The sequence below is a fragment of the Paraburkholderia sprentiae WSM5005 genome (assembly GCF_001865575.2).
Lineage (GTDB): Bacteria > Pseudomonadota > Gammaproteobacteria > Burkholderiales > Burkholderiaceae > Paraburkholderia > Paraburkholderia sprentiae.
Genome location: NZ_CP017562.2, coordinates 2,010,174 through 2,027,162, shown reverse-complemented (window position 1 = coordinate 2,027,162; position 16,989 = coordinate 2,010,174). Strand labels below are relative to the sequence as shown.

Genomic DNA, 16,989 nt, shown 5'->3' with positions numbered 1-16,989 from the left:
TGGCACTTTCCATTACATTGCGGTTGCGGCGCGCCCGTTCGCGCCGTTTCCTGCCATTCAACAGCGGTGTTTGCCATCGTCGAGTCCATGCAGCCAATCGTTTCGGTCACGAATCTGTCGAAAACCTATGCCAGCGGTTTTCAGGCACTGAAGAACATCAATCTGGCGATCAACCGTGGAGAAATCTTCGCGCTGCTCGGGCCCAATGGCGCGGGCAAGACCACGCTGATCAGCATCGTCTGCGGCATCGTCAACGCGAGCGCAGGCAGCGTGACGGTGGACGGCCACGACATCGGCGCCGACTACCGCGCGGCGCGCTCGCTGATCGGCCTCGTGCCGCAGGAGCTGACCACCGACGCGTTCGAAACCGTCTGGGCCACCGTGTCGTTCAGCCGCGGCCTGTTCGGCAAGCGGGAGAACCCTGCTTACATCGAGAAAGTCCTGCGCGACTTGTCGCTATGGGACAAGCGCAACAACAAGATCATCACGCTGTCGGGCGGCATGAAGCGGCGCGTGCTGATCGCGAAGGCGCTGTCGCATGAGCCGCGCGTGCTGTTTCTCGACGAACCGACCGCCGGCGTCGACGTCGAGCTGCGGCGCGACATGTGGAAGCTCGTGCGCTCGCTCGCCGCGAGCGGCGTGACGATCATCCTGACCACGCATTACATCGACGAAGCCGAGGAGATGGCCGACCGCATCGGCGTAATCAACGCGGGCGAGATCATGCTGGTCGAAGAGAAGACCGAGCTGATGCGCAAGCTCGGCAAGAAGCAGTTGACGCTGCAACTGGACAGCCCGCTCGACGAGGTGCCGGCTTCGCTCGCCGGCTACGGGCTTGCGGTCGCGAACGGCGGCAACGAACTGACCTACACCTATGAAGGCGAGGGCGGCCGCACCGACATCATCGCGCTGCTGAAATCGCTCGACGACACGGGCATCCGCTTCAAGGACCTGCACACCACGCAGAGTTCGCTCGAAGACATTTTCGTCAGCCTGCTGCGAGGGGACCAATGAACATCTACGCAATGCGCGCAATCTACAAGTTCGAAATGGCGCGCACGTGGCGCACGCTGATGCAAAGCATCATCGCGCCGGTGATTTCCACTTCGCTTTACTTCGTCGTGTTCGGTTCGGCGATCGGCTCGCGTATCAAGGAAGTCGAGGGCATCAGCTACGGCGCGTTCATCGTGCCGGGGCTGATCATGCTGTCGCTGCTGTCGCAAAGCATCGCCAATGCGTCGTTCGGGATTTATTTTCCGCGTTTCACCGGCACGATCTACGAGCTGCTGTCGGCGCCCGTATCGTATCTGGAGATCGTCGTCAGCTATGTGGGCGCGGCCGCCACCAAGTCGATTCTGCTCGGGCTGATCATTCTGGCGACCGCTGCGCTGTTCGTGCCGTTGCAGATCATGCATCCATTCTGGATGGTGCTGTTTCTCGTGCTGACGGCCGTCACGTTCAGTCTGCTCGGCTTCATCATCGGCATCTGGGCCGACAGCTTCGAAAAGCTGCAACTGGTGCCGCTCCTGATCGTCACGCCGCTCACGTTCCTCGGCGGCGCCTTTTACTCGGTGAACATGCTGCCGCCGTTCTGGCACGGCGTCACGCTGTTCAATCCGATCGTCTATCTGGTTAGCGGCTTTCGCTGGAGCTTCTACGAGCTGGGCGACGTCGACGTCGGCCTCAGTCTCGCCATGACACTGCTTTTCCTCGCCGTGTTCCTCGTGATCGTCGGCTGGATCTTCAGGACCGGCTATCGCTTGAAAAGCTGATAAGACCGCGCGATCGGCAGAGGGCGCGACAGCGAACAGCCGTCGCGCCCTCTTGATCGATGCGCGGTGACGCCAGCTACGACAGATACGCCTGCGCGACATTGATCAACTGCACGCGGTTGCGCACATTGAACAGTTGCCGCAAGCGCCGCAGATGGTAATCGACGTTATGCGGTGACAGCCCGAGGAAATACGCGATTTCCTTGTCACGCTGTCCCTGCACGACCGCCTTCAGCACCGCATGCTGCAGCTTGCTCAGCGCGACGCGCTGCTGCTGCGTGGGCGCGATGCCAATCACGCTTTTCGCGTGCATCAAGATGAACTCGTGAATCGTATGCGCGAACATCAGCGTTTCCGCAACGATCGATTCGGTCATCCAGCGCGGGTTGCCGATCTCCGAGTTGAAGCACAGGCTCGCGCTCAGCTCCGGCTCGGGCAGCGGCATCTGCGTGAGAATGCCGCTTTTGCGCCCGGTCGCCTCCAGCATGTCGATCAGGGCGCCGAGCCGCTCACTGCGCAACTGCGCGCGCGGCAGGTCGGCGCGCAGATCGGCGGTATTCCACAGAAACGGCATGCCGGTCGGCGACGCGAGCGTGACGCGCGGGTCGAGTTCGAAATAGCGCTCGCGGAAATAGCGCGCGAGCCACGCCTGCGACTCGTAGCTCGTCAACACGAACATCGTCTTGTGATGCGACGACGTGCGCGTGGCGGTATAGCTGAACGAGTCGAAGCCCAGCTGCCTGATGCGCTGGCGCACGAACTCCATGCGGTCCTGCGCGCTGCCGAACCGTCCCAGCGGACTGATCAGCGGCGCGGCCCGGCGCGCCGCGGGCGACGGCGTGCCGATCTCCTCCTCGGTGAACAGAGTCAGGAAGCCACTGCGCGTCGCACCATTCGCGGCGCGCACAGACGTCTTCGATGCTTCAGCCGCGTGGGCTGAATTGGCGGCGTGCCGCGCGCCGGCCGGGTAAGCCGGTTGGGCGGACGCCGCTCTCGGGTTTGCTGCCGACGCGTGCCCGGCTTCGCCTTGCGGCGAGCCGGTCAGCCATTGCGGCAGCGTATCGCATTCATGTTCCATGAAACGGTAGCTCCGGCGTTCTAAACGCGTGAAAGACGACAACCTCAATGATTAGCGATTTCGTGAAATGTCGGTAGCCGGTTCCTTGCTATCATTTTTGCGATCTTGCGCTGACAGTGGACCGGCAATACAGGTACGGCGGCGCTTCTCCTTCCATACGGCACCTCCTTCGAAGGGATGTGATGGCACGAATTCCCCAACTCACGACGACGCTCGCCTACGATCGCTACATGGCCGGCCAGCGACTCGTGTCGAGCGTGGATCGCGAGTGGCGGCATCTGGTGCTGCGCTCGTATCTCGAGCCGGCGCGGCAAGACCTGCTCGAAGCGCCCGGTTTGCGCGACTTCACGCTGATGACGCTCGCGAGCGGCGCCGAGCATCTCGAACGCAACCTCGGCGGGCGCTGGCAAAGCGCCGATATGCGCGTGAACGACCTGTGGTTCGTGCCGCCCGCGCCAATCTCGTGGCGCTGGCATTCGCTGAGCGACGAGCCATTGTCTACGCTGCACGTGCACATCGAGCGCGATTTGATCGACAGCGTCGCGCAACAGCTGGGGCTCGACGCGTCGCGCGAACTGTCGCTCGGCGACGCGATGCGCTTCAACGATCCGCTGATCGCCGCGCTGCTTGCCGCGCTGCATCGCGCCGCCCGCGATCCGGCCGATTCGCGTCTGTATGTCGATACGCTGGTTCATGCTCTCGCCGCGCACCTGCTGCAGCACTATTCGGGCGGCAACGGCGCGCGACGCGGCAGCGCGACGTGGACCGAACGGCTGGTGCCGCGCCGGATTCGGCGAGTGACCGACTACATCCGAGCCAATCTCGCCGAAGATCTGGCGATCGCCGAACTGGCCGAGCAGGCCGGCCTAAGCAGTTTTCATTTTGCTCGGGTGTTTCGCCGCGAAACCGGGGAGACGCCGCATCAGTTCGTCACGCGCTTGCGGCTCGAGGAAGCTGCCAGGCTGCTGCGCGCGACGGATCGAACCGTGCTGCAAATTGCGCTCGAAGTTGGCTTCGAGAATGCCAGTCATTTTTCCGTGCAGTTCAAACGTGGCTATGGCGCGACGCCGCTCGCCTACCGACTGCGCGGCTGATACGCACGCCGGCTGCGACGGCGAGCCCTTGTTCCAATCGGAATCACGCACTTGCGCAGTGTGCGTTGCATTGCGCAGCTTGCAAACTACGAACTTTCGTGGCGGCGCGTCGTGAAAACTGGCATGGCCGCTCGCGCAAGCCTTTGCCGCTGGGCCGGCCGTCCGCAACCGATCTGGTCTAACTGGCCTGACCGGCGCGCGGGCAACTGTACCTGTCGAATGCTTGCATCGGACGACAGAATCGAATCGCCTTTCGGACCTCACACACAGGATGACACGCTCGATGACCCGACTCAAAATGACCGCCTGCGGCCACACCTTTATCGCCGAAACGCACCCCGATGCGCCCCAGACCGTGGCCGCGTTCCTGGCGCTTCTGCCGTATCGGCAGAAGCTGATCCATGTGCGCTGGAGCGGCGAGGGTTGCTGGGTGCCGCTCGGCGAATTCCGGCTCGAAACCGACGGTGTCGCGGTCGGCTTTGAGAATCACACGAGCCATCCATCGGTCGGCGACATCCTGTTCTATCCGGGCGGCTATAGCGAGACCGAGATCATCCTCGCGTATGGCTCGTGCTGCTTCGCGAGCAAGCTGGGGCAGCTTGCGGGCAATCATTTTCTGACGATCGTCGAAGGCAAGGAAAAACTGCGCGAACTCGGCACCAAGGTACTCTGGGAAGGCGCGCAGGAAGTGGTGTTCGAGAGGCTTTGAGCCGGGCGGCATCTCTTTGCTGGGCATAGGCGATGCTGGTTCGAAGAGCTGCGTGCGATCCGGCACCGATCACGCGCGCGACGTACTCGACACCGTCTGGACCGCCCGGCGAGGAGCAGCAAATGCGAGGAATAAATGACAAGGTATGCGCTGTAGTTTTTGCCATATCGACCACGTTGCTCGCGGCCTGTGGCGGGGGCGGCAACGGCGGTGGCGGGCCGGGTAGCGGCAGCAGCACGACGAGCGGGCCGGCCGGTGGCGTCAAGCTGCAGGTGGTGTCGTTCGGCGACAGCCTATCGGACGTCGGCACCTATGCACCGCTCGCGAGCGCCGTGAACGGCGGGCGATTCACGACCAATCCCGGCCAGATCTGGGCTCAGGACGTCGCGCAATATTACGGCGATACGCTCAGCGCGGCGTTCACGATCGATCTCACGCACAAGCTGAGTGCGCAAAGCGGCTTCGGTTATGCGGAAGGCGGCTCGACGGTGGCGACACCGGCGAACCAGTACGAATATCTGAGCGACGTCATCGGCGACATCGAAATGCCTGTGAATCAGCAGCTGTCGAGCTATCTGAGCGCTCACGGCAGCTTCAACGCCAATCAGCTCGTGCTCGTATGGGCGGGCGCGAACGATGTGCTTCGCGCCGGCAACCTGCCCGCCGCGGCGCCGATCGTGCAGGCGGCGGCCACGACGCTCGCCCAGCTCGTCGGACAGATCGTGCAGAACGGCGGCGCGCATGTGGTGGTGATCAATCTGCCGAATATCGGGCTATCGCCGAAGGGGCTCGCTTCGGCCGATGGTGGCGCGAACCTCACGCAGTTGTCGCAGCTTTTCAACGGCACGTTGAATACCGCGCTGCAAAGCGATGGGCTGCAGTCGAAGGTGATCGAGGTCGATTCGTACACGTGGACGAATCAGGTCATCGGAGATTTTCAGGCGAACGGTTTTTCGGTGTCGAACACGGGGCAGGCCTGCGATCCGAGGAAAACGCCCGATGACACCGCGCTGCTATGCTCGCCGGCGACCTATGTGACGGCCAATGCGGATCAAACGTACATGTTCGCCGATGACCTTCATCCGACGACGCATATGCACGCTTTGTTCGCGCAGTTCGTCGAGCAGCAGATCGCGCGTAGTGGGTTGGGGCGGTGACGGGGGGCGGTGAGACTAGCGACGCGGCACGCTATCTGCACCCCGCCCTCAACCAGGCCGGGGTGCGCATGACATCAGATCATCACTTGAACAACTTCGTCGCCTGCGACAACGTATTGATCACGCCCCACGCAAGCGGAATCATCACGTACAGCCAGAACACCACCAGCTTCGCCTTGCTAGTCGGATGGACGGTTTGAACGGTCGACATACGGATCTCCTCACGCGCCTTTGGCGACTTGTGCATCGGTCATGTGGTGCTTTGCATCCACGCGCTTGACCAGCAGGTTGCAGATAAAGCCGATCACCAGCAGCACCGCCATGATGTGCACGGTCATCGTGTACGCGTCCGCTTTCGCGACGCCGTTCGCGACTTCATACGCGCGGATGTAGTTGACGAGCACCGGACCCGCGACGCCCGCCGCGGCCCACGCTGTCAACAGACGCCCATGAATGCCACCGACGAACGTCGTGCCGAACATGTCGGCGAGATAGGCCGGCACCGTCGAGAAGCCGCCGCCATACATCGACAGGATGATGCAGTACGTCAGCACGAACAGCGCAATCTGCCCGTTCGTGGCAAAGCTGGGCACGAGGTAGTACAGCACCGCGCCGAGTACGAAAAAGATGTAATACGTGTTCTTGCGACCGACCCAGTCCGACGCCGACGCCCAAACGAAACGCCCACCCATGTTGAACAGCGACAGCAGCCCGACGAAGCCGGCAGCCGCCGCCGGCGTCACCGTGTTCTTGAAGCTCTCCTGGATCATCACCGAGGCCTGGCCGAGAATACCGATGCCAGCCGTCACGTTCAGGAACAGCACGAGCCAGATCAGATAGAACTGCGGTGTCTTCAGCGCCTGATCGATATGCACGTGGTTGAGCGAGATCAACCGGTTCTGCTTGGCCGCGGGCGGTGTCCAGCCGGCCGGCTTCCAGTCGGCGGGCGGCACGCGGATCGCGAGCGCGCCGATCGTCATCGAGATGAAGTAGACGATGCCGAGCACGACGAAGGTCTCCGCGACGCCGACGCTCGTCGCGCTATGAAAGCGGTTCATCAGCGCAACGGACAACGGCGCTGCGATCATCGCACCGCCGCCGAAGCCCATGATCGCCATGCCGGTCGCCATGCCGCGGCGGTCCGGAAACCAGCGGATCAGCGTCGATACCGGCGATACGTAACCGAGCCCCAGCCCGATGCCGCCGATCACGCCGTAGCCGAGGTACAGCAGCACGATCTGATGCAGATACACGCCGAGCGCGGAGACGAGGAAGCCGCCGCCGAAACAGCATGCGGCCGTGAACATGGTGCGGCGCGGGCCGACGTGTTCGAGCCATTTGCCCGCGAATGCGGCCGACAAACCGAGGAACACGATCGCAAGCGAAAAGATCCAGCCGAGCGCGGTCAGCGACCAGTCATCGGGCGCGGACTGCGTAATACCGATCACTTTGGTCAGCGGTCCGTTGAACACCGAGAACGCGTAGGCCTGACCGATGCATAGATGCACGGCGAGCGCGGCGGGCGGGACCATCCAGCGCGAAAAACCGGGCTGCGCGATCGTGGCCTGCTTGGAAAAGAATGGGGCCGAGCCTCGTTGGCCGCCCGGTTCGCTGATACTGCTCATAGTGGGTCTCCTTCCTTCCGGTTGTTCTGTTGACGGCGCGCCGTGGCCCATTTTCCGGGGCGGCGCAGTGTAACGCGCCGAAGCCGTCTCGTCATCGCTATATGTATTTATATTTCATATGACGCGTGCTCACACACCCGAAGTCGCGCCTGGCTCGACAATAGGACGTGGACGACGGCTTCGCAATATGAACTGCGCAGTCATAAGGTGCGATCCTGGGGAAGTACGGGGCCGAACGTGAAGCGCAAGTCGCGATGCAAAGCGAGCGGGCCGGCGCGGCCTGTTCGCCGCGCCGGCCCGTCGCTCGTCGACGGCGAATTCCGCCGGTGTCAGTCGATGTTGCGTCCGGTCTTCATGCGTGCTGCGACGAGCACCGAAATCAGACAGCCGATGGCCAGATACGCGGCTACCGGATGCCACGAGCCGCCCGCGAAGCTGACCAGCGCGACCGCGATGAAGGGCGTGAAGCCGCCGCCGACCACGCTCGCCACCTGATAGCCGACGCCCGCGCCGCTATAGCGGTACTCGGTGCCGAACAGCTCGGTGAACATCGGCTGCTGAACGCTGACGACCATGTCGTGCGCGATGTTGGCGAGCATCACCGCGAATACGACGATCCATACGGTCGAACGCGCTTCGAGCGCGACGAAGAAAGGTACCGCGCTGAACACGCCGACCAGCGCGCCGATCATATAGATGCGACGGCGACCGAAGCGGTCCGCGAGCCACGCGAAGCACGGAATCGTCACGCAGCTGAGTGCGCCGACGACGAAGCCGATCGTCAGGAAGAACTCGCGCGGCATGTGCAGGTTCGCGGTCGAGTAGCTCAGCGCAAACGCGGTCACGATGTACATCGTGAACAGCTCGGCGAGCCGCAGCGCAATGATCAGCAGAAACGCCTTCGGATGGCGCAGCAGCGCTTCGACGATCGGCAGGCGCACGCGGCGCTCGCCATGCTGGCCGACTTTCTCGACGAACTCTTGCGACTCCTCCATGCTCGAGCGGATCCACAGCGCGATCAGCACCAGCACGACGCTGAACAGGAACGGTAGACGCCAGCCCCAGCTGAGGAATGCGGCGTTGTCCATCGAGCGGCTGATCAGCGCGACGAGTCCCGTCGACAGCACGAGCCCGACGCCGTAGCCGACCTGCACGCCGCTGCTGTAAAAGGCCTTCTTTTTCTCGGGCGCGCTTTCGACGGCCATCAACGCCGCGCCGCCCCATTCGCCGCCGACCGCGAAGCCCTGGATCGCGCGCAACGTGACGAGCAGCACCGGCGCTACCCAGCCGATCGTCGAAAACGCCGGCAGCAGACCGATCGCGGCCGTCGACAGACCCATCATCATCACAGTGAGCACGAGCATGCGCTTGCGTCCGAGCCGGTCGCCGTAGTGACCGAACACGAAGCCGCCGAGCGGGCGAAACAGGAAGCCGACGCCGAAGGTCGCGAACGCGGCGAGCGTGCCCATCGCCGGGCTAACCTTGGGGAAGAATTCGGCGTTGAACACGAGCGCGGCGACGATGCCATATAGCAGGAAGTCGTACCAGTCGACCACGGCGCCGATGAAGCTGCCGAGTGCGGCCTTGCGAGCCTGACTGCGCGAGTTGCGGTGAGTGGCCACGGCGGCCTGCGGATGGGTCGTGCTCATTAGGTCTCCTCGGATTTGCGGTATTCGAACGGTTCGCGCCGCGTTGCCAATGGGTTTGAACGTCCGGGAAGGTTAATGACCCGATGCGAATTCCACAATCCGCGCGATCGTAAAGTGCGCGGTTATCGCACGCGGCTGCGCGCATAGCGCGCGTTTTGCGCGTTAACACCGACCGCTTTGGAGCTTCGCGATGAGTTGTGCCGGCGGATCCACCGGAGTCTGCGCGGCGTGCTAACGTTGCATGTAGTCTCCGAACAACGCGCATTGATATACTACATACCGAATATTGAAAAATGCGGCGCCGCAGCATATGATTGAGGATCTATTTTTCAATCGTCTGGAGTTACACGTGGAATTCGTGCACCTCGCGCTGTTCGCCGTTGCTGTCGTTGGGTTGGGCTGTGCCGCCACCGTTGTGCTGACCGACTGGATCCCCGAATCGGTTGCGGCGCTTGCATCGCAACATGGCCGCTTCGTGGGGCTGAGCGAGCAGCGCGGCAAAACAGCGGCGCCGAATCGCGCGCGTGTTCAAGCAGAGGCGATGAATGTCGTCAGAATTTCCAACTGAAACAGTGGCCACCCCGTTGACCCTGTCGCTGCAGCCAATCGGCGCGAGTGCGAGCTTGCGCGACCAGGCGTATGCGATGCTGCGCCAGGCCATCGCCGACGCGGACATATACCAGAATCGCGAAGAAATCCGTCTCGACGAGCGCGTGCTCAGCGAATCGCTCGGCGTGAGCCGCACGCCGGTGCGCGAGGCGATGACACTGCTCGAACAGGAGGGTTTCCTGCGCATGGTGCCGCGGCGCGGCATCTACATCGTGCGCAAGAGCAAGCGCGAAATCGTCGAGATGATCCAGATGTGGGCTGCGCTCGAAAGCATGGCCGCGCGCCTCGCCACGCTGCACGCGACCGACGAGGAAATCGGCCGCTTGCGCCATATGTTCGACAATTTCCGCGATACGACGCCGGCCGAGCATATCGCCGAGTATTCGGACGCGAACATCGCGTTCCATCAGGCCATCGTCGAGCTGTCGAAGTCGCAGATCATCCTCGACACGATCAAGAACATCTTCATCCACGTGCGCGCGATCCGGCGCATGACCATCTCGCAGAGCGACCGGGCCGCGCGCTCGATCGTCGATCATCTGCGCATCATCGAGGCGCTCGAGAAGCGCGATACCGAACTCGCCGAGCGGCTCACGCGCCAGCATTCGCTCGACCTCGCCGCGTTCGTCGAAGCCAATTGCGATTTCCTCGATTGATGGCGGCGTAGACGCCTGATTACCTGCGGATTCAACAAGCCCGTGGTGTTCATTCACTGCGGGCTTTTTTACGTGCGCGCGCCTCGCGCGTCTCGCTGGCTGCTGCGGCGGCGCATGAAGGACAAGGGCGCGCTCGCCGCACTGCGGGATAAACCGCGCTTGACGGCGTCAAAAATATGGTATGTGATATATCAACACTACCATTGCGTACCTGACTGACGAGGAGACGACCATGTCCGCAGTTGTTTCAACCCTGAGTCCGGCCACGGCCACCACCACTGCCGACGACACGCTGAAGCAAAAGGCCCGCGACGCGGGCGTCGTGTCGGGTGGCCACCTGGTCGCGAAGGCGCTGAAACACGAGGGCGTCGACACGATCTTCACGCTGTGCGGCGGCCACATCATCGATATCTACGACGGTTGCGTCGACGAAGGCATCCGCATCATCGACGTGCGTCACGAGCAGGTCGCCGCGCATGCGGCCGACGGCTACGCGCGCCAGACCGGCAAGCTCGGCTGCGTGGTGACGACCGCCGGTCCCGGGTGCACGAACGCGGTGACCGGCATCGCCACCGCGTTCCGCTCGGAAAGCCCGATCCTGCACATCGGCGGGCAGGGCGCGCTCACGCAACACAAAATGGGCTCGCTGCAGGACCTGCCGCACGTCGACATCATGGCGCCGATCACGAAGTTCGCCGCGAGCGTGTCGAGCACCGAGCGCGTCGCGGACATGATCTCGATGGCTGCGCGCGAGTGCTTCAACGGCGCACCCGGTCCCGCCTACCTGGAAATTCCGCGCGACGTGCTCGACCGCGAAGTCGACGCGGCGCGCGCGATCGTGCCGCAGCCGGGCCGCTATCGCGCGTCGACGAAATCGATCGGCGATCCGCGCGACATCGAGAAACTCGCGGACCTGCTGGTCGATGCCGAACGGCCTGCGATCCTGTACGGTCAGCAGGTGTGGACCGCGCGCGGTCACGAGGAAGCGATCGCGCTGCTGCGCGGCGTCGAGATTCCCGGCTATTTCAACGGCGCGAGCCGCGGGCTGCTGCCGCCCGGCGATCCGCATCACTTCGATCGCACGCGTTCGCAGGCGTTTGCGAATGCCGACGTGCTGATCGTGGTCGGCACGCCGTTCGATTTCCGCATGGGCTACGGTCGACGTATCAGCAAGGAATTGACGCTCGTCCAGATCGATATGGACTATCGGACGGTCGGCAAGAATCGCGATATCGATCTGGGCCTCGTCGGCGATCCGGGCGCGATTCTCGCCGCGGTGCTGCAAGCCGCGAGCGGTCGACTCAAGGACGACAAGCGCCAGGCGCGCCGCAAATGGATGGCGCAGTTGCGCGACGCCGAGGCGAGCGCGACCGAAAAACTGATGCCGCTATTCCGCTCGAACAGCACGCCGATTCATCCGTATCGCGTCGCGTACGAACTCAACGAGTTCCTGTCCGACGACACCGTCTATATCGGCGACGGCGGCGACGTCGTAACGATCTCCGCGCAAGCGGTGCGGCCGCGCCGCCCGGGGCAGTGGATGGACCCGGGCGCGCTCGGCTCGCTCGGCGTCGGTACCGGCTTCGCGCTCGCCGCGAAGCTCGCGCATCCGCACAAGGAAGTGCTCTGCTATTACGGCGACGGCTCGTTCGGTATGACAGCGTTCGACATGGAAACCGCGAACCGCTTCGGCGCACCGTATCTCGCGGTCATCGGCAACAACTCGGCGATGAATCAGATCCGCTACGGCCAGCTTGCCAAGTACGGCGAAGAACGCGGCAACGTCGGCAATCTGCTCGGCGACGTGCCGTTCAGCAAATTCGCCGAAATGCTCGGCGGCTATGGCGAGGAAGTGCGCGATCCCGCGCAGATCGCGAGCGCGCTACAGCGTGCGCGCGAAGCGATTCATCGCACCGGCCGCTCGGCGGTAGTCAACATCTGGGTCGACCCGCGCGAATACGCACCGGGCACGAAGAACCAGACCATGTACAAATAACCCTCATCGTTCAGGAGATACGACATGGCCAAGGCACTCGACGGTGTGCGCATCCTCGATTTCACGCATGTGCAATCGGGGCCGACCTGCACGCAATTGCTCGCATGGTTCGGCGCGGACGTGATCAAGGTGGAACGGGCAGGCGCGGGCGACATCACGCGCGAGCAGCTGCGCGATATCCCCGACGTGGATAGCCTGTACTTCACGATGCTCAATCACAACAAGCGCTCGATCACGATCGATACCAAGCACCCGGAAGGCAAGCAGGTGCTCGAAGCGTTGATCCGGAAATGCGATGTACTGGTCGAAAACTTCGCACCGGGCGCGCTCGACAGGATGGGCTTCAGCTGGGAGCGGATTCAGGAATTGAACCCGCGCATGATCGTCGCGTCGGTGAAGGGTTTCGGCCCCGGTCCTTACGAGGACTGCAAAGTGTATGAAAACGTCGCGCAATGCGCGGGCGGCGCGGCGTCGACCACCGGCTTCGACGACGGGCCGCCGGTCGTGACCGGCGCGCAGATCGGCGATAGCGGCACGGGTCTGCATCTCGCGCTGGGTATCGTCACCGCGCTTTATCAACGCACGCACACCGGACGCGGCCAGCGCGTGCTCGCGGCCATGCAGGACGGCGTGCTCAATCTGTGCCGCGTCAAACTACGCGATCAGCAGCGGCTCGACCGCACCGGCGTGATGAAAGAGTATCCGCAATACCCGAACGGCACGTTCGGCGAGGCGGTGCCGCGCGCGGGCAATGCGTCGGGCGGTGGGCAGCCTGGCTGGATTCTGAAGTGCAAGGGGTGGGAGACCGACCCTAACGCCTACATCTACTTCATCACGCAGGCGCCCGTGTGGGCGAAGATCTGTAACGTGATCGGCAAGGAGGAGTGGGCCACGGACCCCGCCTATGCGACGGCCCCTGCGCGTCTGCCGCGATTGAAGGAAATCTTCGCCGAGATCGAACGCTGGACGATGACGAAGACCAAGTTCGAGGCGATGCAGATCCTGAACAAACACGACATTCCCTGCGGCCCGATCCTGTCGATGAAGGAAATTGCCGAGGAGCCGTCGCTGCGCAAGACCGGCACGATCGTCGAAGTCGATCATCCGAAGCGCGGCAAGTATCTGAGCGTGGGCAATCCTATCAAGCTGTCCGACAGCCCGACCGACGTCAAGCGCTCGCCGCTGCTTGGCGAACATACCGATGAAGTCATGGCGGAGCTCGGTTATTCGACCGAGCAGATCACGGCGCTGCGCACGGCTGGCGCGATCTAGGAGCGAGGCATGCAGACGTGGATGCGGTTCATGTCGGGCGATGGCGGCATCGTGTTCGGTCGTGTCGAAGGCGCCTATCTGCACGAGTACGAAAGTCTCGCGCAGCCGGTGGCGACCGGCGCGGTACTGTCACTGCGTGCATTGACGCCACTGGCGCCGTGCGCGCCCGGCAAGATCGTCGCGCTGTGGAACAACTATCACGCGCTCGCGGCGAAGCTCGACAAACCCGTGCCGACGCATCCGCTGTTTCTGCTGAAACCGGCGGCGTCGGTGATCGGCGCGGGCGAGCCGATCCGCCGGCCGCGTCACTACGCGGGAAAAATCGTCTACGAAGGCGAGCTCGGCATCGTGATCGGCAAGCGTTGTCGCGATGTGGATATGCAGCAAGCGGAGGCGGCGATCTTCGGCTACACGCTCGTCAACGACGTCACCGCCGCTGATTTGCTCAACGAGAATCCGCATTTTCCGCAGTGGTGTCGCGCGAAGGGTTTCGATACGTTCTGCTGTGTGGGTCCGGCCATCGTCTCCGGTTTCGACTGGCGGGCGGCGCGCTTGTTGACGACGCTCGATGGCGTCGAGCGTCAGAACTATCCGCTTGCCGATATGGTCTTTTCGCCGGCCGAGCAGGTGAGTCTGATCTCGCAGGATCTGACGCTCGAACCCGGCGACGTGATCGCGTGTGGCACCTCGGTGGGCGTGGGGTCCATCAGGGACGGTGCAACGGTGTCGATCACCATCGATGGGATCGGCACGCTGACCAATACCTTGAGCGCGGCGAAGCGTGACGAGCCACAGCGATTGGGCGATACCGCGAAGGTCGTTTGACGAAGAACGGGCCGCGCAGCCGTGCGCTGGTGCCGTTCGCATCACGGAGGATCACGCATGCCGCAAGCCTGTGGGAGTGCCGTGTGGATGGATCTGTCGTTGCTGCTCGCCGTGGCCGTCAGCATTGCGTTGGTCGCGGTGCTGACGCGCAGCAGGCCCCGGATGGTTGCATTGCTGGGCGGCGGCATGGGTTTGGCGGTCATGTCGACAGGTTTCACGCGCTATCTGTCGGCAGCGGCGTGTGAGAACACCGAGCGCATCGAACTATTTGCCGCCGTATCGATTGGCGCGCTGATCTTCGCAACCTCCGCGATTACGCTCTGCAGGTTGCACGGCGTGTTGCAACTCGATGCAGTCGCACGGCCGGGACATCACGTCGTCAATCTGTTTTCGCTGCTGTTGTGCGGATGGCTCGGCTACGGCTTCATCACCGAACACGCGCAGCCGGATGGACTCGCGGCCTTGCTCGCAGCGGGCGCGCTGGCGATGGCAATGGGCGCGCATCTGATGCTGAGCCGGGAGTACTCGGTCGATCCCCCTCACAGGGCGGGACGCGACGGGTGCGCACTGCGCACGCATTCCTTCGCCGCGCGCAGCGATGGCGTGACGATCGGCAAGCCGGGCCTGCTCGCGAACATCGAGTGGCATGGCGGCGACGAGCAGAGGTGGGCGCTTCGCGAGGTCGTGCCGTCGACGATGGGTGTGAGCACCTACGCAGATCGAAGAGGAGGGCGGGACGGTAGACGCGGCAATGGCCGGCAGCGCGACTGTGCCCGCAAATGTACGCACAAGCGGCCTGCTCATTTCACTACGCGCGCTGATCAATGATGATGCATGCGACGCTGACGGAGCGAATTGCCAGTAGCGAAGACGGCGGGACGATGATCCCGCCGCCCGAGTCTTCGGCAGTGCTTTTATTCACCGACTGCCGGCGCGAATTCGCTATAGTACTGCGTCTTCCTGTGCAGAATCAGTTGCGCGAGAAAGTCGGCATCGTACGCGCGATGCAGGTGACTGTGATAGCGCTCGATATAAGCGGTGATTCGCGCCAACTCGCCGTTGAACTCTTTGAGCATGTCGAATGTGGCGCGATCCCACCGAAACCTCAGCCCAAGGTCACTGAAGGCAGCATTGTAGGCGCTCAGATGCGCATCGTCGGGATGGTCTTCGTGGTCCGCCGCGGCTGTGCGAGCGTTGCGTGTGGTGATGCGGGATTCAACCGGAGCGTGGTTCATGATCGGCCTCCTCGGCTCGCAAGTGAAAGAACTCGCTTGCAGCATAGAAGTCGCGATCGATTTGCAATAGTTAAAGTTTTATTGGCTTTCCATAGCTTACGGCTTATGCACGGTCAATTCCTTCACGCGCGTGATCTTTTCGATCAGAGCGGCGCCTTCTTCCATCAGGAAGCGTTTGAAGGCGACGGCAACCGGCGGCAGACGTTTATTCTTCCTATGCACGACGTACCAATTGAGCATGACCGGGAAGCTCTCGACGTCGAGCACGACCAGATGCCCCAGTTGCAACTCGAGGCTGATCGTATGGGCGGACAGAAACGCGATGCCCATTCCGGCAATGACCGCCTGCTTGATCGTCTCGGTGCTCTTGATCTCCATGGCAATCTTCAGATTGGACAGGCGGCCGGCGAAACCTTCTTCCATCGAATTCCAGGTATCGGAGCCGCGTTCGCGCACGATGAACGCTTCGTTCGCGAGTTGACTGAAGCGGATATTGCGCTTGTGAGCAAGCGGGTGGGTGGGCGCCGCGACGATCACGTAGGGATGCGGCGCGAACGGTTCATTGGTCGCGTCGGTCTCGTGCGGAGGACGCACCATCACAGCCAGGTCGGTCTGATTGGTCGCCAGTTGATGCAGCAATTCTTCGCGGTTGTGCACCGCGAGATTCAGATCCACACCGGAATAGCGACGCGTGAATTCGGCGAGAAGCCGCGGGAAAAAATAGTCGCCGGCGCTGATGACAGCGACATTCAGCTTTCCGCCGGAGACGCCCTTCAACTGACTCATCGCTTCGTCGACTTCATGGAACTGCTGCATGATCGCGCGGCTGTAATGGAGCATTTCGGTGCCGGCCGGCGTCAGATAGATCTTTTTGCCGAGTTGCTCGAACAGAGGCAGCCCCGCATGTTCCTCGAGTTGCCGAACCTGGGTGGAGACGGCCGGCTGAGTCAGATGCAATTCCTCGGCAGCGCGCGAAAAACTCAGGTGGCGTGCCACCGTTTCAAAGACCTTCAGCTGCCGCAGCGTTGCGTTGCGCATCGTCATGGTCAATGTATAAGGAACTGTGAATCGACATAATAACAAACTTTAATTATGCGTAATTCAGCAATGACCCTAGCATGAAACGTATAAGAAGCCGAATTGCCGCTACTGTAATGCGAGGGTTAACGCATAGATATGGGGTTGGCGGATTCAAAAGCTGGGAATAAGCTGCAATGCTTACCGCGTGAAACGTCGTTCTGGTCCGAAAAAAGCAAAAACTTGATCGAAGAGGAATTCGGGCGCTCGCGGAAAAGCACCAAAAGCATCAAGT

General features: G+C 62.5%; 17 protein-coding genes. 11 read left to right on the top strand and 6 right to left on the bottom strand.

Translation table 11 applies throughout. From position 1 onward, the window contains the following. Window positions 1–87 precede the first annotated feature (87 nt). Entirely contained in the window at window positions 88–1,014 is a 927-nt protein-coding gene (locus BJG93_RS25960) for an ABC transporter ATP-binding protein (RefSeq protein ID WP_027194185.1), read from the top strand. Continuing rightward, complete coding sequence (locus BJG93_RS25955) at window positions 1,011–1,772, top strand: ABC transporter permease (protein WP_027194184.1); 762 nt, start codon at window positions 1,011–1,013, stop codon at window positions 1,770–1,772. Before BJG93_RS25960 ends, BJG93_RS25955 begins: the two co-directional genes overlap by 4 nt. A gap of 76 nt (window positions 1,773–1,848) precedes the next feature. Here the strand turns inward: BJG93_RS25955 and BJG93_RS25950 are convergent, their stop codons facing one another. After that, entirely contained in the window at window positions 1,849–2,850 is a 1,002-nt protein-coding gene (locus tag BJG93_RS25950; protein ID WP_027194183.1) for a helix-turn-helix transcriptional regulator, read from the bottom strand. Between the two features lie 182 nt (window positions 2,851–3,032). On the opposite strand from BJG93_RS25950, the gene BJG93_RS25945 reads away from it, so the two are divergent. From BJG93_RS25945 to BJG93_RS25935, 3 genes are all read left to right on the top strand, one after another. Further along, the gene (locus BJG93_RS25945; protein WP_027194182.1) at window positions 3,033–3,944 is read left to right on the top strand and encodes a helix-turn-helix domain-containing protein; all 912 of its coding nucleotides are present in this window, start codon (window positions 3,033–3,035) and stop codon (window positions 3,942–3,944) included. Window positions 3,945–4,227: 283 nt separating this feature from the next. Then, window positions 4,228–4,653, top strand: coding sequence for a DUF3830 family protein (locus tag BJG93_RS25940; RefSeq protein WP_027194181.1), 426 nt, complete (start codon window positions 4,228–4,230; stop codon window positions 4,651–4,653). Window positions 4,654–4,775: 122 nt separating this feature from the next. After that, window positions 4,776–5,810, top strand: coding sequence for an SGNH/GDSL hydrolase family protein (locus tag BJG93_RS25935; RefSeq protein WP_027194180.1), 1,035 nt, complete (start codon window positions 4,776–4,778; stop codon window positions 5,808–5,810). A gap of 82 nt (window positions 5,811–5,892) precedes the next feature. Here BJG93_RS25935 and BJG93_RS25930 read toward each other — a convergent pair whose 3' ends face one another. The 3 genes from BJG93_RS25930 to shiA all read right to left on the bottom strand — a co-directional run bounded on the left by BJG93_RS25930 (window position 5,893) and on the right by shiA (window position 9,084). Beyond that, on the bottom strand, window positions 5,893–6,021 hold the full coding sequence (locus tag BJG93_RS25930) for an MFS transporter small subunit (protein WP_027194179.1): 129 nt from the start codon (window positions 6,019–6,021) through the stop codon (window positions 5,893–5,895). 10 nt (window positions 6,022–6,031) lie between these two features. Beyond that, a complete protein-coding gene (locus BJG93_RS25925; protein ID WP_027194178.1) occupies window positions 6,032–7,435 on the bottom strand; it encodes an L-lactate MFS transporter in 1,404 nt (467 codons plus the stop codon). 329 nt (window positions 7,436–7,764) lie between these two features. Beyond that, complete coding sequence (gene shiA / locus BJG93_RS25920) at window positions 7,765–9,084, bottom strand: shikimate transporter (RefSeq protein WP_034477107.1); 1,320 nt, start codon at window positions 9,082–9,084, stop codon at window positions 7,765–7,767. A gap of 349 nt (window positions 9,085–9,433) precedes the next feature. Here shiA and BJG93_RS25915 point away from each other — a divergent pair, with 349 nt between their 5' ends. From BJG93_RS25915 to BJG93_RS25890, 6 genes are all read left to right on the top strand, one after another. Then, window positions 9,434–9,652 (top strand): hypothetical protein, encoded by a 219-nt coding sequence (locus BJG93_RS25915; protein ID WP_027194176.1) that lies wholly within the window; start codon window positions 9,434–9,436, stop codon window positions 9,650–9,652. Next, window positions 9,630–10,349, top strand: a complete 720-nt coding sequence (locus BJG93_RS25910; RefSeq protein WP_027194175.1) for a GntR family transcriptional regulator — start codon at window positions 9,630–9,632, stop codon at window positions 10,347–10,349. The genes BJG93_RS25915 and BJG93_RS25910 overlap by 23 nt, the downstream gene beginning before the upstream one ends. Before the next feature lie 232 nt (window positions 10,350–10,581). Next, the gene (locus BJG93_RS25905) at window positions 10,582–12,345 is read left to right on the top strand and encodes a thiamine pyrophosphate-binding protein (RefSeq protein ID WP_027194174.1); all 1,764 of its coding nucleotides are present in this window, start codon (window positions 10,582–10,584) and stop codon (window positions 12,343–12,345) included. Between the two features lie 24 nt (window positions 12,346–12,369). Continuing rightward, window positions 12,370–13,617, top strand: coding sequence for a formyl-CoA transferase (gene frc, locus BJG93_RS25900; protein WP_027194173.1), 1,248 nt, complete (start codon window positions 12,370–12,372; stop codon window positions 13,615–13,617). A 9-nt stretch (window positions 13,618–13,626) separates the two neighbouring features. After that, window positions 13,627–14,442, top strand: coding sequence for a fumarylacetoacetate hydrolase family protein (locus tag BJG93_RS25895; RefSeq protein ID WP_027194172.1), 816 nt, complete (start codon window positions 13,627–13,629; stop codon window positions 14,440–14,442). 57 nt (window positions 14,443–14,499) lie between these two features. Further along, entirely contained in the window at window positions 14,500–15,270 is a 771-nt protein-coding gene (locus tag BJG93_RS25890) for an NAD(P)(+) transhydrogenase (Re/Si-specific) subunit beta (protein WP_027194171.1), read from the top strand. Between the two features lie 86 nt (window positions 15,271–15,356). Here the strand turns inward: BJG93_RS25890 and BJG93_RS25885 are convergent, their stop codons facing one another. Together BJG93_RS25885 and BJG93_RS25880 are read right to left on the bottom strand one after the other, a co-directional pair. Next, on the bottom strand, window positions 15,357–15,677 hold the full coding sequence (locus BJG93_RS25885) for an HAD family hydrolase (protein ID WP_027194170.1): 321 nt from the start codon (window positions 15,675–15,677) through the stop codon (window positions 15,357–15,359). 96 nt (window positions 15,678–15,773) lie between these two features. Continuing rightward, on the bottom strand, window positions 15,774–16,721 hold the full coding sequence (locus BJG93_RS25880; RefSeq protein WP_027194169.1) for a LysR family transcriptional regulator: 948 nt from the start codon (window positions 16,719–16,721) through the stop codon (window positions 15,774–15,776). Between the last annotated feature and the right edge of the window lie 268 nt (window positions 16,722–16,989).

Bases quoted from the DNA above. Each gene is read 5' to 3' on its own strand.
- BJG93_RS25960 (WP_027194185.1), top strand. From the start codon at position 88: ATGCAGCCAATCGTTTCGGTCACGAATCTGTCGAAAACCTATGCCAGC.
- BJG93_RS25955 (WP_027194184.1), top strand. From the start codon at position 1,011: ATGAACATCTACGCAATGCGCGCAATCTACAAGTTCGAAATGGCGCGC.
- BJG93_RS25950 (WP_027194183.1), bottom strand. From the start codon at position 2,850: ATGGAACATGAATGCGATACGCTGCCGCAATGGCTGACCGGCTCGCCG.
- BJG93_RS25945 (WP_027194182.1), top strand. From the start codon at position 3,033: ATGGCACGAATTCCCCAACTCACGACGACGCTCGCCTACGATCGCTAC.
- BJG93_RS25940 (WP_027194181.1), top strand. From the start codon at position 4,228: ATGACCCGACTCAAAATGACCGCCTGCGGCCACACCTTTATCGCCGAA.
- BJG93_RS25935 (WP_027194180.1), top strand. From the start codon at position 4,776: ATGCGAGGAATAAATGACAAGGTATGCGCTGTAGTTTTTGCCATATCG.
- BJG93_RS25930 (WP_027194179.1), bottom strand. From the start codon at position 6,021: ATGTCGACCGTTCAAACCGTCCATCCGACTAGCAAGGCGAAGCTGGTG.
- BJG93_RS25925 (WP_027194178.1), bottom strand. From the start codon at position 7,435: ATGAGCAGTATCAGCGAACCGGGCGGCCAACGAGGCTCGGCCCCATTC.
- shiA (WP_034477107.1), bottom strand. From the start codon at position 9,084: ATGAGCACGACCCATCCGCAGGCCGCCGTGGCCACTCACCGCAACTCG.
- BJG93_RS25910 (WP_027194175.1), top strand. From the start codon at position 9,630: ATGTCGTCAGAATTTCCAACTGAAACAGTGGCCACCCCGTTGACCCTG.
- BJG93_RS25905 (WP_027194174.1), top strand. From the start codon at position 10,582: ATGTCCGCAGTTGTTTCAACCCTGAGTCCGGCCACGGCCACCACCACT.
- frc (WP_027194173.1), top strand. From the start codon at position 12,370: ATGGCCAAGGCACTCGACGGTGTGCGCATCCTCGATTTCACGCATGTG.
- BJG93_RS25895 (WP_027194172.1), top strand. From the start codon at position 13,627: ATGCAGACGTGGATGCGGTTCATGTCGGGCGATGGCGGCATCGTGTTC.
- BJG93_RS25890 (WP_027194171.1), top strand. From the start codon at position 14,500: ATGCCGCAAGCCTGTGGGAGTGCCGTGTGGATGGATCTGTCGTTGCTG.
- BJG93_RS25885 (WP_027194170.1), bottom strand. From the start codon at position 15,677: ATGAACCACGCTCCGGTTGAATCCCGCATCACCACACGCAACGCTCGC.
- BJG93_RS25880 (WP_027194169.1), bottom strand. From the start codon at position 16,721: ATGACGATGCGCAACGCAACGCTGCGGCAGCTGAAGGTCTTTGAAACG.